Raw genomic sequence first — 14400 nt, forward strand, 5'->3', positions numbered from 1 at the left:
TACAGCAGTTTTCCCCCAGTAGCTATATTGCCAGTTTTCCGAGAAGGATGTTTGATTTTTCTATTGTTCAATAGTTACAACAGTTTCCGTCCGTTGATGAAGTACGTCTGCGCAGCAAGTGTGGCAGTTATATCAATACTTTCATGCAACAAAGCTACTCATAATAGTAATAATTTGTATCTTTAACGTCAACAGAATCTCCCATCATATCAATAAGAGATTTGTCAAATGGTTTGTACAAAGCACTTCCGACAGAATTATCTTTGTACTTCATCGCTTCATCAGCAATAGCTACCAACAAACTACTAGCAGCACTATCATAAGTAGAATCTGTCATACCAGAAATTCTCCTTTGTGCTGTCTTAGGTGCAAATGCGCTATCAACAAAGTAAAGGTGGAAAGAAACACCCCCACGCACCGCCCTTCCTACAACTTGAGTAATCATAACTCGAAGAGTCGAAGCAATATCCGAACGTAGATCGAGTTCTGGAGTTGCTGTCAGTTTTGAGTATTGAATAGGTAACCCCATAATCTTGTCACAATAGTTTTTAGCATCAGTCCGATATTTGTTCCCTAAACTAGCTAAACTAGGATTGTTTGACTTTTTTTCCTTAAATACATATCTAGGGTGTTCCGAATCAAGAGCATCTAACGCCCAAGCATTCAAAAACCCAATCAAAAGTAGAGGATCGTTCGGAACCGGAAAAGGTCTCGCTAAAAATACCACAACCCCAAAAGCTGCAACTCTTTCAGCATTCAGAATATTATGTCCTCGTTCAACTGCCAGAATAGGAGCAATCAAAATTTTAGCGTTCTCTATTTCGGCAAATCGTGAAACATCACTTCTTTGGATAAAATCAATATCATCACCTAAATTATTGCTATCTCTCCCTAGCGCGACAATTTTTACATTTTTGTCATTGTATTCTCTTTGCAGTGCAGCAGCAACTATAGCACTATCTGCATAGGAACCTACCAAAAGTAAAGCTCGTTTTCTATCTCCGGCAACTCGATCTATCCAATTATCTATTTTAGTTTTATTGTTAGATTGAACTTTGCAAATATCTATAGCTATTTGTTCTAATGCCTCTTGTTTATTAGAATTTCCAGATACTTTAATTGGTTGAGATGTATTTGCTCTTGAAGGTTCAAAAGATGTTTTTGATTCATTAATAATAGTATTAATACTTGATTCATCAGGACGAAGAACAATATTGACAGGAATTTGTAAATGATACTTTGATGAAGTTCCAGCCCAGGAAGTTCCTGACATTAATAGTACATTGCAACCAGGAATATTATTCCAAGTAAATAAATTATGGTAATTATATAGTAAATGTCTGCCAACTCCAGAAAAATTTATAACATCTAGTTTACCTGGTATTCTAGGAGATGAAATATCTTTAGTGTATTTAAAAAACTGTCCTGAACTGATAATAGGAGATGAAGGAAGCACTCTAGAAAATTCATCTGAAGATTTAAAGAACGATATATCAGGGTCAATGTCAAAAATTTCTTTGTAGTAAGGAGCGTAGAAAAGTATTGATTGAATACAATCAGATAATTGAGTAAAAAGAATTGCTAAATACAGCTTCTTACTTAAAATAGTCCTAGTTTCTTTATCTATTTTTACATTTTTTAGACCTTTTAAAGATTCAATCCAATCTACAATATCAACCAATCCTGCTTCTTTATCTATGACTATTCTGGCAATATATTTTAATCCCCATAACATTTTATTTAGCAGTTCTGAACTTAAAACTGAACTATCATTTATTGAATCTCCAGTAAAAACATTAAAAATAGCTTCTAGTATTTCTTGATTTTTTAGTTCTCCAGGAAAAAATAAATCTGATAATGTTTTAGCTACATCAGTAAAAAGTTGAGAAGATTTAAAAAAACCAGAATCAACTAACCAATTTTCTAAGGATGTATCATCTAATAAAGGTAAAATTCTGTTAGCTAAATTATCTGCATTTTTAATATCAACCTGCCAATTTTCTACCTGGGGTTTCCGAAAAAGATGTCCGCGATTAGTTTCTTGATTGCGTTTATTTAGAGTTGAAATAAGCCTAGTAATTACTGGTGTTTCTCCTTTGCCAAATAAATGTAAATTCGGACAAAATTCAGAATCAAAATAGACTTGAATATTATCAGATTCATCAAATATTATTAGAGAGCTAGCAATATAAATTAATTCACCATATTTAACCTTATAAAGACCTTTAATAAGTTGTCTAGGTACATTTGATTTCAACAGTGCTTGTGGAGTTGTAATCCAAACAATACTATCAATAACTGCAAGGTCTCCCTGTTTACTAGGACAAACATGAAAAAAAGGACACATCCAATTACTTGTAGATGGTTCCTCTGGATTCTTTCGAGATGGCGATCGCAAGTTATTACAGGGAGCTATAGCAGATTCTAAAACATGAAAATCTTCCTCATCTAAATAGTTATCCAACAAACAAATTGTAGAAAGTGATGCTGCATTTGCACTATCATCCAAAGATTCTTGTCTACGGATAACAGAATTATGGATTTGACTTGTATAAGAATAGCGATTAGAAACACCGATAATAGTTGCTGCCTGTTGGTTAAGTCCTTTTAGGAAAATATTTAATTCCTCTTCTACATCCTTGCATTCCATGACACTGCCAAAAACCAGAGTGGTTCGGAGATTATGCTTTGCTTGATGTACTGCTACAATTTTAGCAAGAGTGCTTTTGCCTGCATTTACCATACCAACTAAATTAACAGTGCCATCTAAATGTAAAGTTTCATCTGGAGTTCCGTCATAACACTGCCAAAATGTTTTATTTAAAATCCTTTCATATTTTCCTGACTTTCCTTTATTAATTAGTTGTTCATCCATCCAACAAGCAGTTTCCATTAATTCTGCTTTTGTATAAGTGACATTCCCTTTTTGATTGTTATACTGAGTTAAATCAGATAAATTAAAACCTGGTAACTGACTCTTTCTTCTAGCTTGTTGTATAGGATTACCTTGTGTTGGATTAATTCCTAATCGGTTTAAAACCAAGTTATAGTCATCTTCTGGTATTTTATAAGATTTGACATCTTCTCCTTTTTGGGGATTTCCCGATAAATAGTGTTGATCAGGACGCGCATATTTAACTGTTGTATCATTTTCTTGATAAATGTCTAAATTTCCATTATTAAATATACGATGATAGTCTTGCTCCCGCGTAGCTAATAAACCACTACCCATAGATTGAATAGGTGCAGATAAAACAGCATCTGGAAACCATCTCAGATATTGTGGGATAATTTTTTGGTAAGCATCTAAACGCTCCGAAAGTATTTTAGTAGAACGCAAAACTGGCAAAAGATACGATGCTTTTCTTACTTTGTGGCGATCGCTTGTTGATAAGTTCTGTAGTCCTTCGTGTGGCAAATCATATAAACATAGCAGGAAACTTAAACTTTCTACAGGTTCATTTGGCATTACCAAGTGTAATAAATACAATCCTGCTTCCAGCTCAATAAACTCTTTTGCTGTTAAATCTCCTAGAGAAAATTGGTTGGAGTTATCAATAATATTCTCTAAATCTGTTATAAGAGGAGTCAATACATTTGTTTCAAACATGATTCTTAATTAAGTCAATTAATTCGCTTTCGTAATAAATTTTTTCATCTGAATGCTCGATAAATACCTCTTTGTAATTTGGTGTTTTTGCTTTCCGTGCATCTGGAACAACAAAACAGTATTCATCACCTTCTATTCCATATTTTTTAATATCGTTCATAGGAAAACCTTTTTCGTCACATTTTTGTGCTAAACCATCAGCACTAACCCAGTCCTTGACATCCACACACAATTTATATTCATCTGGACAAACAATTAGTAAATCGTAAGAATCAAGTCCCGGCCACATTGTCACTTTACATCCGAGTTCTTTAGCTTTATCTCGCAATTTAAGTTCCGGTACTGAAGGCGAAACCAGAAAATATCGAATGTCTGGAGCTGCTAGTTTGACCGTTTCATTAGGTTCTATATAATCAATAATAATTTCCTTATTTTGTGAAGTGTTGAAGTCACATTTATGTACCGCACAAATCATTCTTTCATTATACATAGTCACCAGACTTCCACATAATTTACATCTGGCAATTTTATTATTGATAAATTTGCTAGCAGGAACACAATGAGTATATACCACATCGAAAATTCCCTCTTCTAAAGTTTTTGAATTATCTTTAAATTTTGCTTTAAACTTTGCTTTAAATTTTATCCTTTCTTGCAGAGTTGTAATTGAATGCTTGGCTAAAAATTCTCTAACTTGCCGATAGATAGCATCCTTTTCTTCGATGGTTTTACTGCGTGATATTAGAGCTATAATTTTCTGGTAAACTTCTCTTTGAAGCAGTCCCGACTTATTGCTTTCGATAACATCTTGGGCAAATTCTCGACATTCTTCAGTAATTCTAATTTCAGGAATATTTTCTAGTAGATAAATATCTTCCTCTTGAGAAAAATCAAGAGGCCAGTTGATTAAAGAAGTTGTTTTACAGAGCTTAATAACCTCTCCTAAACTTTGAATAATTGGTTGATTTGCTCTTAAGGATAACAGTGCTAATTGATTTAATGCTCGTTGTAAATTTTTAGGGTAAGGATGAGTAATACCTCCTTCTTGTTCATAAGCACTCTCTAGGTCTACTAATCCAGTTACAAGTAAATCAAAACAGGTTTCAGATGTCACTTTCATCTTTTTGTTCCTCCTCATTTCTATAGAGCGGAATAGACTCTAAAAAATTTTGAATAATTTCCTTTGTGTCAGTGTCACAATTAAAAGTATTTATAGGAGAGCATTTAATCTCAAAAAAAATATCTTCCAGTTCTTCTCTGAGGCGTTCTAGATAGTCAGAAAATAATGGAAGTTTATGTTGTTTTCCTAGAAGATGTAAGTCTATAATTTCTTTAGTTTTCCTTGAATCTTCTCCAGCTTTTTTGTAATATTTTCTAATATCTTCTCGTTCATTTATTTTCAGGATTAAATTCCAGACATCATCTAAAGTTGCCTCGTATACTTTGTTACCAGATATAATTTTTCCAACTTCTGTTAATATTTTCTGAACATTTTTTTCGACAACAACAAAAAACTCTGAATCTGTTAGATGGCTAGACTCTCCTCTTATTGTTGCCAGTTGCAATCCAGATTTTATCTCCTCTCGGACTACATTTCTGATTTGTTCTATTGCTTCCGGTGTTATTGCTGAATTTGTATTTTTAAGTGACATTTGACCCCAACTATAAATAGTAATTTTGCATAGAAAAATTGCTTTCTAATCATCTATAAAAAATGAAAAAGTAAATAGACAGGATTTACACACGCGCAACCAAGAAACCGGGTTTATTGCCGTAATATTGTTGTTCAAACCACAAAATTTTGTTGATAAACCCAGTTTCTGCATAAGTCCTAATAGACTTAACAGACAAATTGAATTAATTTTTCCCAAAACAAATATTTAATTAGTTCTAGTTGTAATCAACTTTTATATACTACCACAAAGAAATTAACTTTTATAGTGACTTAATATTTTAGATACTAATGGGAATAGTGCATAGTTTCAAGAATATTGAGAGTAGCGATCGCTTCCAACTCTTGACTTTATTCCACTAATATAATTTTTGGACATTTAACTATTTTTGCATTGCTCCAGGAGGAGCATTTCCCTCAGAAAAACCCACTCAGAAATTAATTCCAACTTTTGACTTTTGACTTTTGACTTCTGACTTTTCCTTGGTATTATTGACCTAATAATGCAATAATATTTCGGCACTATGAACGATAATGTTATTCTATTATGCCTGAAATCCCCCAGTTTCCCGAAGCTCTTGCTGAGGCCCTCAATAATTTCCCAGAGCTAGATTTAGACTTACCCGACCCAGAAGATGAAGAAATTCCTGACTCTGAGTTTGAAAGTGTAGTCGATACAGCATGGAAAGTTTGCGATCGCTTTGACCTCCAGACCGAAATTTGGCGAGGCCAGATCCTAAAAATTATTAGAGACCGAGAAAAAAAAGGAGGCGAGGGAAGGGGTACGGGATTCCTAAATTGGCTCAAGGAGAGAGAAATTAGTAAAAGCCAAGCTTATGCTTTAATAGAATTGGCCAATAGTGCTGATACTTTAATAGATAAAGGACATTTAGACCCCGACTCCATTAATAACTTTAGTAAAAGAGCCTTTGTCGAAACGGCCAAATCTCCAGAAGAAGTCCAACAAATGGTAACAGATGCAGCCAAAAAAGGCGATCGCATCACTAGACGAGAAGTCAAGCAACTAGCAGACGAATGGACTGCCGTTAGTTCGGATTTACTGCCAGAGGAAATTCGAGCCAAAGCTACCTCTGGTGCGATGCCACCCCGTCATTTAGCTCCCCTAGTCCGGGAAATGGAAAAGTTACCAGAATCCCATGTCAGCGTCATTCAAGAGGAAATAGTCCAAAATCCAGAATTAGATACAATCAAACAGCTAACCTCAGATGCGCGTAACCTATCCAAGTATCTTGACGCTGCAGCCAAAGTCCAAGCATTGAATGAATCATCATTAGATATGGAAATGGTATTAGAAGAAGCTCTCAGATTAGAATGTTTGAATGTAGTTGCTGATTTGGTAAAGCAATCTGCTCAACTAGAGACAACAATAGCCAAACTTTATAGTAGCTGGAAGCGTGTAGGTAATTTATCAGAACGATTATTTGTGGATACTGGAGCTAGCACACCTCATCTCCGACATTTATTAGGGTGTCTGGACAAACTATCAAATAATGTGATTGAAATGAGTTTAAATGACCTCAATAACCAAACAGTTCGTCTACAAATACTCTCGGATGCTGATTAATACAAAATGCGATCAGACTCAGAAACCCGGTTTCTTTTAGGTATTTTCCCAGATCGATAGATAAGAAACCGGGTTTCTTTTGGGTATTTTTAGTGCGAGCATCTTGCTCGCCGACTCATGATTACAGCAGTTTTCAGATTGATCAACCACATCTTCATAACCAGTCAGGAGACAGGAGTTATATCATGTCCGGATAATCAGTTATAAAAAAAGTTTTTGTTTGTGTAGAACTTCATTAACTAGCTGCTGTAGAGGCTTGGTCTCCAAACCAAAGCATATAAGGGGTTTGGAGACCAAACCCCTACTACAGACTTTGATTATTAGGACTTACACATAGACGCTATCTGTAGGTTGCGTTACGAGATACGCTAACGCACCAAGACTCTATATATAGTGCCTCCCGTGTAAGTCCTGATTATAACTATTCAACCGGACATGATATTAGGAGACAGGAGGAGTAGTGCGAGCATCTTGCTCACACGAGTTAGATGTTCACGCGATTATGCTCCCCCACTCCCCCACTCCCCCACTCCTCAACTCCTCCACTCCTCCACTCCCCAGCTAATTTTATAGATCCGGTTAGAGGTTCTATACTCCAGAGGTTTGAGTAACAGAAGCCAGAACTTACCGATCATATTTAATTTCCATTCCTAAATTAAATCTGGTGTATTCTCATCAAAATCATCAAAATCATCAAAACCATCATCACCATCGTCATCATCATCACCATCATCATCATCATCATCTACAAAGTCATCCTCAAGGTCATCAGGTAAATTAGAATCAAAATTATCCTGGAAGAAATCTGATTTATCGAGAATCCTGTCAAAATTACCAAGAGACAAACCTGATTTATCGGGAACCGTATCATCTAAAACTAAATCAGACTTATCTTTAACTGGTGGAAACTGAGACGTCTCATCATCAACAAACTTACTTTCATCCACTCCAACTACTCTAGGGGTTTGGTCTCCAAACCCGTCTCCAAACCCTCTTCCAAACCCCCTTTGAGAATCTATGTTCTGTTGATTTGCAGATCCCAAACCTAGAGTATTTTCCAATTCCAATGATCGCGCTGTCTGGTCATCTAATACCACACTCTGCAAATCATCTTCCTCAAACATATCCATATCATCATCCCAACTCTGTTCCCAACGATTAATCTCTGCATTTAGAGCATCTTCATAAGCATTAAACCCAGTACCAGCAGGAATCAATCGCCCAATAATCACATTCTCCTTCAATCCCCTTAACCAATCAGACTTACCTTCAATCGCAGCCTCCGTCAACACCCTTGTAGTCTCTTGGAAACTAGCTGCCGAAATAAAGCTATCCGTATTCAAAGATGCTTTCGTAATCCCCAATAATATTGGTGTATATTGAGCAGTCGCCCCACCCGTAATAGACATCGCCTCATTCACCTGTTCCACTTGTCGCAACTCTATCAACTCCCCAGGTAACATAGTAGTATCACCACCATCATCAATCCTCACCTTCGCCGTCATCTGACGCACGATTACTTCAATATGTTTATCAGAAATATCAATACCCTGAGACTGATAAACCGCTTGCACCTGATTTACCAAGAACCTCTGACAAGCCTCAAAACTCCTCAGACAAGCCTCATAAACGCTTTCATGTTCCCGGTAATAGTTGAAGAAAGTCTCCAGAATTTCATGGGGATTTTGAGGTCCGTCGGTTAGAGGTTCACCCACTTCCACATTGTGTCCATCAGGAACAATTACATTTTGACCATGACCTATAGGATAATCTGTGATTGTACCATCCATCGAAACCACACTCACCTCTATGTTCTCATCATTAATCTGAACCTGAGCTTGACCAGGATACTTAACTAAAATGCAAGATTCTTTGGGTTTCCGTGCTTCCAATAATTCTTCAATTCGAGGTAAACCCTGAATAATATCCCCAGTCTTAGTCCGCTCAAATACCAGCAATACCAAACTATCTCCCCGTTGCACCAAATCTTCATCCGTAGTCACCAAGACCGCACCGGTAGAAACACGATATGGTCGGCCTTGGCGCAATACCACCTGATAACTTTCACTACCATTCTCCAGAGGTATCGTTTCAACCTGATATACCATACCAGAATTTTGAATAACTGTTCCCGGAGCAATTTCAGTACCAGCAACTAATAAATCCCCTGCTACCACAGATGGTAAAGTATTCACTGGGATTCTAATTAAATCTTCTTCTCGAACTATCAAAACCCGACGAATAGCCTCGGAACCCTCTCGAATACCCCTGACTTCACCAGATTGCTTAGATAAAATTTCTGTACGAGCGACCACAGCTCCAGCTTCGATGACATCTCCATCTTTAACTAATAAGCTAGTATTCGTACTACCATGAGTTGTATCTGCCATCACATCCCGGCGAATGATTAAAGATTCCAGAATCACCAACTGTAAACGCATTACCCCTTCTTCTTCTGGGTCTGGTGATAATTCAATATCAGCAGCTAGTTGTGGTGCTTCTTCTCCAATCTCTAATACTAACTGAGTACGCAACAATTCTATCGCTTCCACAGATTTAACTCGCTCTCCATCCTTAAAAGCAATCCGTTGCACGGCTCGTAACTCAATAGAAGAATTAATTGATTTCTGAGAGGGTACACCAGGTTCATCAGGTACATGAAACTCAGTCACAGGTCGTAACAATAATCCAGGACCTTCTGGGGTTTCTATATATTCAATATATCTTAACTCAGACGTTACCAACCCTGGAATCACCTCTTGTCCTGGTGTGGTAATTTGACCATCCATCTGACTTAAATCCCCTAAGTCTGTATAATAACCTGCATTATGCAGTTCCCCTGGCTTAATAACTATTTCCCTGAGAATGTCATTTTTATGGTGTACTTCGGCAACTCCTTTAGATTGACAGAAAACATCTTTGACTATTTCTGTCCCAGCTTCCACATATTGACCGTCTTCCACCAAAAGGAGAGATATATCCTTATTAACTTCGTGACATTCTTCAGGAATCCATAGCAATGTACCACCTTTGGTGACTTCATACCCTTGTTTTGCTTTACCACGTTTGAGAACTTCCACCCCAGCATATTTAATGATGCCACCTGTAGAAGTTTGATAATTTCCATCTAAAAGTTCAGCAATAACTTCGTGGTTGCTAACTTTGCTACCAGGAGCTACTTTGAGAGCAAATCTTTGATTATTTTGAGTCTCAATGATATACTGCTCGCGATTAGCAATACTTTCTAAACGAATTTTGGCTTGGTCTAATCGCACACTTGCGGTAATCACTTCAATTTCGTGAGGCAAGTTATCGGGAGGAGTTGAGAGTGTGGGAGGAGTGGGAAGTGCAGGAGAAGCAGGAAGATTGGAACTCGGCAATGAGGAATCAGGTATGCGCACCACACCACCATGTTCTGTCACCAACTTAGTTTCAGCAATTATACTGTTAACTTGAATTTTAGTACCATTTTTCACCATTGGTTCTGCACCTGGTGGCAAGTTATATACTTCTCCAGCTAATATCCATATCAGACCACCTCTTTGAGCAATGCGAGTAGTTGTTCCTTGTTTATCTACTTTTTCTTCTTGCACCAACTGAGCAAACTTTACTTCTCCTGCTAAATCTGAAGCTACTTCTTTAGTTACTTTCTCAGTGGTTTTCTTGACCTGACCTCCCTTTGCTACTTCTGCTAACACCGTCCCTTTCAATACTTGCTGATTATCGCGTACCATAATAATCGAACCTTGAGAAATAGGTACACTTTCTTTACGATTTTCTGCACCCAATACAATTAGGTCAAAAGTATTTTCTGCAACCATCGCCTCATCCCCATGACGAGTCCGGAAGGAGCGAGTCCGAACATTAGATGGGTACTTGACCACACCTGCAAACGGGGCGAGAAATTGACGCGCTACTTCCCCAGTAAATACCCCTCCAGTATGGAATGTCCGCATCGTTAACTGTGTACCCGGTTCCCCAATAGACTGAGCAGCAATAATCCCAATAGCTTCTCCCATGTCAACTAAATGACCGTGAGCCAGACTCCATCCATAACAATGTTGACAGACAGAACGAGGTGCTTCACAAGTTAGAGGCGATCGCACGAACACCTTTTCCACATTTGCCTTACCCACTGCCTTCGCCAAATCTTCAGTAAACACTTGATTTCTCACTGCCTGAATACCACCACTACTAATAATTTCTCCTGTTTTTGGATGCTTCACATCAGCAGCAACAACCCTACCCAACAGTCGATCTTTTACCGGAATTAGCACGCGATCGCCTTCTTTCATGCTAGTAACAGTTACTCCCCGCATAGTGCCACAGTCTACTTCCCGGACTATTACATCCTGAGAAACATCAACCAAACGACGAGTCAAATAACCAGAGTCAGCAGTTCTCAATGCCGTATCAACCAAACCTTTTCGCGCACCATAAGAAGAAATAATGTACTCAGTTACAGTTAAACCTTCCCGGAAGTTAGTTTTAATTGGCAAGTCAATAATTTCCCCTTGTGGATCTGCCATCAAACCCCGCATTCCTACCAACTGACGCACTTGAGAAATATTACCCCGTGCCCCAGAAAATGCCATCATGTAGACTGAGTTCAGAGGATTAGTTGCCTTAAAATTACGAACCACTTCATCTTTAAGATTTTCACTGGTACTATTCCAAGTATCAATTACCTTTTGAAAACGTTCGACTTCAGTGATTTTGCCTTTAGTGTAACGATCTGTGGTATTGCGAATTTCTTCCTCTGCTGCATTTAAAAGTTGTCGTTTAGAGGGAGGTACTTGCAAATCATCTACACTGATAGAAACTCCGGCCTTAGTAGCATAACGGAACCCTAAATCTTTCAGCTTATTTGCCATCTGTGATGTTCTGGCCGTACCGTAATTGTTAAAAGACCAAGAAATTAGCTTTTTTAGTTGACCTTTGTTGATAACTCTGTTATGGAAAATCATAATTAAAATAATGAATAATGAACAATGAATAATTAATAACGAAAATACAATGGGGTAGGGGCGGGTTTTTGCTAGAACTTTAACACCTACTCTAGGATTTATACAAACCCGCCCCTAAATCAGTAGTAGGTTGGGTTGAGGGACGAAACCCAACCATATAATCCCCTCTAACCCCCCTTCGGAAGGGGGGACTGCTGGCAACTCTTTCATTATCGGACCTAGAAACCCGGTTTCTTTTTGAAGGCCAACCAATTGCTGCTCCCCGACTCCCCGACTCCCCGACTCCCTACTCCCTACTCCCTACTCCCTACTCCCTACTCCCTACTCCCTAATTGCTGATTGAATTGTTTGATTGAGAATTATCCGACCAGGAGTTGTCACCACAAACTGTGCAGTCATTACTCCATTATTCTCGCGAGTTTGACGAGATTTAATATAAACCTTATTAATATCTCCCTCCTGATTATAATGAACTCGATACAAATGATACATCTTTATCACCTCCCCATTGTTTTGAGTATGTTCAAATTTCAACTCTCCCAAAGTATCAGGCAATATCTTACTATCCAACGGCATCCAATAAGTCTTAATCACCACCTCATCAGACATCTGCTGCATATAAGGATGGGTTTCTTCTGCTTTATCAGTTTCAATTTGCACATCAACCCCTAATCGCAAATAAACATAAGTATGCAAATCGATCTGCCCTTGTTCATAAGCAATAACTACATCATCAAGGTTAGCAAAATAAAGTTCCTCCGCTCTTTGCACCTTATGGTTTTCTGCCGTCAGATAATAACAACCCAACACCATATCCTGAGAAGGAGTAATAATTGGACGACCAGTCGCTGGAGACAAAACATTATTCGATGCCAACATCAATAACCTCGCCTCCGCTTGCGACTCCAGAGACAACGGTACATGAACCGCCATTTGGTCTCCATCAAAGTCAGCATTAAACGCTGGACAAACTAAAGGATGCAGTTGAATCGCTCGACCATTTACTAAAATAGGTTCAAAAGCTTGAATCCCCAATCTATGCAAAGTTGGAGCGCGGTTCAACATCACCGGATGCCCATCTATCACCTCCTCCAATACATCCCACACATTCGGGTCTCCCTTAAGAATCAGTTTTTTAGCCGCCTTAATATTATTCACCAACCCCTGACGAATCAAGCGATGAATCACAAAAGGTTGAAACAACTCAATCGCCATTTCCCGTGGTAAACCACATTGATTAATAGCCAACTTCGGTCCGACAACGATTACGGAACGCCCCGAATAATCAACCCGTTTACCCAACAAATTTTGTCGAAAACGACCCTGTTTACCCTCAATGATATCGCTCAAAGATTTCAGAGGTCTATTATTTGCACCCACCACAGTGCGACCCCGACGACCATTATCAATCAAAGCATCAACTGCTTCTTGCAACATTCGTTTTTCATTGCGGATAATAATCTCCGGTGCCAAAATTTCCTGCAACCGTGCCAAACGATTATTCCTATTAATCACTCGTCGGTAAAGGTCATTCAAATCGCTGGTGGCAAACCTACCCCCATCCAACTGTACCATTGGACGCAAATCAGGAGGAATAACAGGAACTGCATCTAAAACCATCCATTCTGGTCTGGAACCCGTAGCAACAAAGTTATCAATCACCCGCAAACGCTTAATTAACTTGGCTCGTTTTTGCCCCTTAGAATTAGCAATTTCCTCCCTTAGCTTTTCTGCTTCTTCTTCTAGATTGAGATTTGATAATAAAACCTGTAAAGCTTCAGCACCAATACTAACCTCAACCCCTTCTATTTCTGAATCTTCGCTATAGATTTGGTCTTCAATTTCTAACCAAGCATCTTCAGCTAAAAGTTGTTTATAACTTAAACTTTCGTGATTTCCAGGTTCTAATACTACATAAGCATTGAAGTAAACAATTTGTTCTACATCTCGCAATGGCATATCTAACAAAATTGCCATATAACTCGGAATACCCTTGAGATACCAAACATGAGTTACTGGTGCTGCCAATTTAATATGTCCCATGCGATGGCGACGCACCCGTGCCTCAGTTACTTCAACTCCACATCTTTCACAAACGATACCCCGATGTCGGACTCGTTTATATTTTCCACAATGACATTCCCAATCTTTCGCCGGACCAAAGATGCGTTCGCAAAACAACCCATCCATTTCTGGTTTTAGAGTCCGGTAGTTAATAGTTTCTGGTTTGGTTACTTCTCCCACGACAGTACCGTTGGGCAGGGTTCTTTCTCCCCACTTACGGATTCTTTCTGGGGAAGCTAACCCAATTTTTACATAATCGAATCTTTGTTCTAATTTTGCCACGATAATAATTGATAATGAATAATTGAGGTTCTGTAGGGGCGGGTTACGGTTCCCGAAAATCACAAGTGAGTTAACGAGTTTCACATAAACTTAGCTAAACCCGCCCCCCCCGGGTTTCTCTGTCTCTGGTGTAGAAAGGAATCCCAGAAACCCGGTTTCTCTATTTCTGGTGTAGAAAGGAATCCCAGAAACCCGGTTTCTCTATTTTCTCCCCTAATGT

At 38.4% G+C, this 14400-nt stretch carries 6 protein-coding genes; 1 reads left to right on the forward strand and 5 read right to left on the reverse strand.

From position 1 onward, the window contains the following. Window positions 1-154 precede the first annotated feature (154 nt). Genes VKJ25_RS13420 through VKJ25_RS13430 form a run of 3 tightly spaced genes read right to left on the reverse strand, consistent with a single transcriptional unit; the run spans window position 155 to window position 5262 of the window. Window positions 155-3610 (reverse strand): pPIWI_RE_Z domain-containing protein, encoded by a 3456-nt coding sequence (locus VKJ25_RS13420; protein ID WP_324237135.1) that lies wholly within the window; start codon window positions 3608-3610, stop codon window positions 155-157. Beyond that, window positions 3603-4730, reverse strand: coding sequence for a restriction endonuclease-related protein (locus tag VKJ25_RS13425; protein ID WP_324237136.1), 1128 nt, complete (start codon window positions 4728-4730; stop codon window positions 3603-3605). The genes VKJ25_RS13420 and VKJ25_RS13425 overlap by 8 nt, the downstream gene beginning before the upstream one ends. Continuing rightward, window positions 4714-5262, reverse strand: a complete 549-nt coding sequence (locus VKJ25_RS13430; RefSeq protein WP_324237137.1) for a hypothetical protein — start codon at window positions 5260-5262, stop codon at window positions 4714-4716. Before VKJ25_RS13430 ends, VKJ25_RS13425 begins: the two co-directional genes overlap by 17 nt. A gap of 567 nt (window positions 5263-5829) precedes the next feature. Between VKJ25_RS13430 and VKJ25_RS13435 the strand changes: the two genes are divergently transcribed. Beyond that, window positions 5830-6867, forward strand: coding sequence for a hypothetical protein (locus VKJ25_RS13435; RefSeq protein ID WP_324237138.1), 1038 nt, complete (start codon window positions 5830-5832; stop codon window positions 6865-6867). A 650-nt stretch (window positions 6868-7517) separates the two neighbouring features. Here the strand turns inward: VKJ25_RS13435 and VKJ25_RS13440 are convergent. Both VKJ25_RS13440 and VKJ25_RS13445 read right to left on the reverse strand, forming a co-directional pair. Further along, window positions 7518-11834 (reverse strand): DNA-directed RNA polymerase subunit beta', encoded by a 4317-nt coding sequence (locus VKJ25_RS13440; protein ID WP_324237139.1) that lies wholly within the window; start codon window positions 11832-11834, stop codon window positions 7518-7520. 321 nt (window positions 11835-12155) lie between these two features. After that, window positions 12156-14180 carry a DNA-directed RNA polymerase subunit gamma gene (locus VKJ25_RS13445; RefSeq protein WP_324237140.1) on the reverse strand — a complete coding sequence of 675 codons (2025 nt, stop codon included), beginning with the start codon at window positions 14178-14180 and terminating at the stop codon, window positions 12156-12158. Window positions 14181-14400 lie beyond the last annotated feature (220 nt).

Origin of the sequence: Okeania sp. (genome assembly GCF_035285525.1) — a bacterium.
Lineage (GTDB): Bacteria > Cyanobacteriota > Cyanobacteriia > Cyanobacteriales > Microcoleaceae > Trichodesmium.

Coding starts and splice junctions, on each gene's coding strand:
- VKJ25_RS13420 (WP_324237135.1), bottom strand. CDS start 3,610: ATGTTTGAAACAAATGTATTGACTCCTCTTATAACAGATTTAGAGAAT.
- VKJ25_RS13425 (WP_324237136.1), bottom strand. CDS start 4,730: ATGAAAGTGACATCTGAAACCTGTTTTGATTTACTTGTAACTGGATTA.
- VKJ25_RS13430 (WP_324237137.1), bottom strand. CDS start 5,262: ATGTCACTTAAAAATACAAATTCAGCAATAACACCGGAAGCAATAGAA.
- VKJ25_RS13435 (WP_324237138.1), top strand. CDS start 5,830: ATGCCTGAAATCCCCCAGTTTCCCGAAGCTCTTGCTGAGGCCCTCAAT.
- VKJ25_RS13440 (WP_324237139.1), bottom strand. CDS start 11,834: ATGATTTTCCATAACAGAGTTATCAACAAAGGTCAACTAAAAAAGCTA.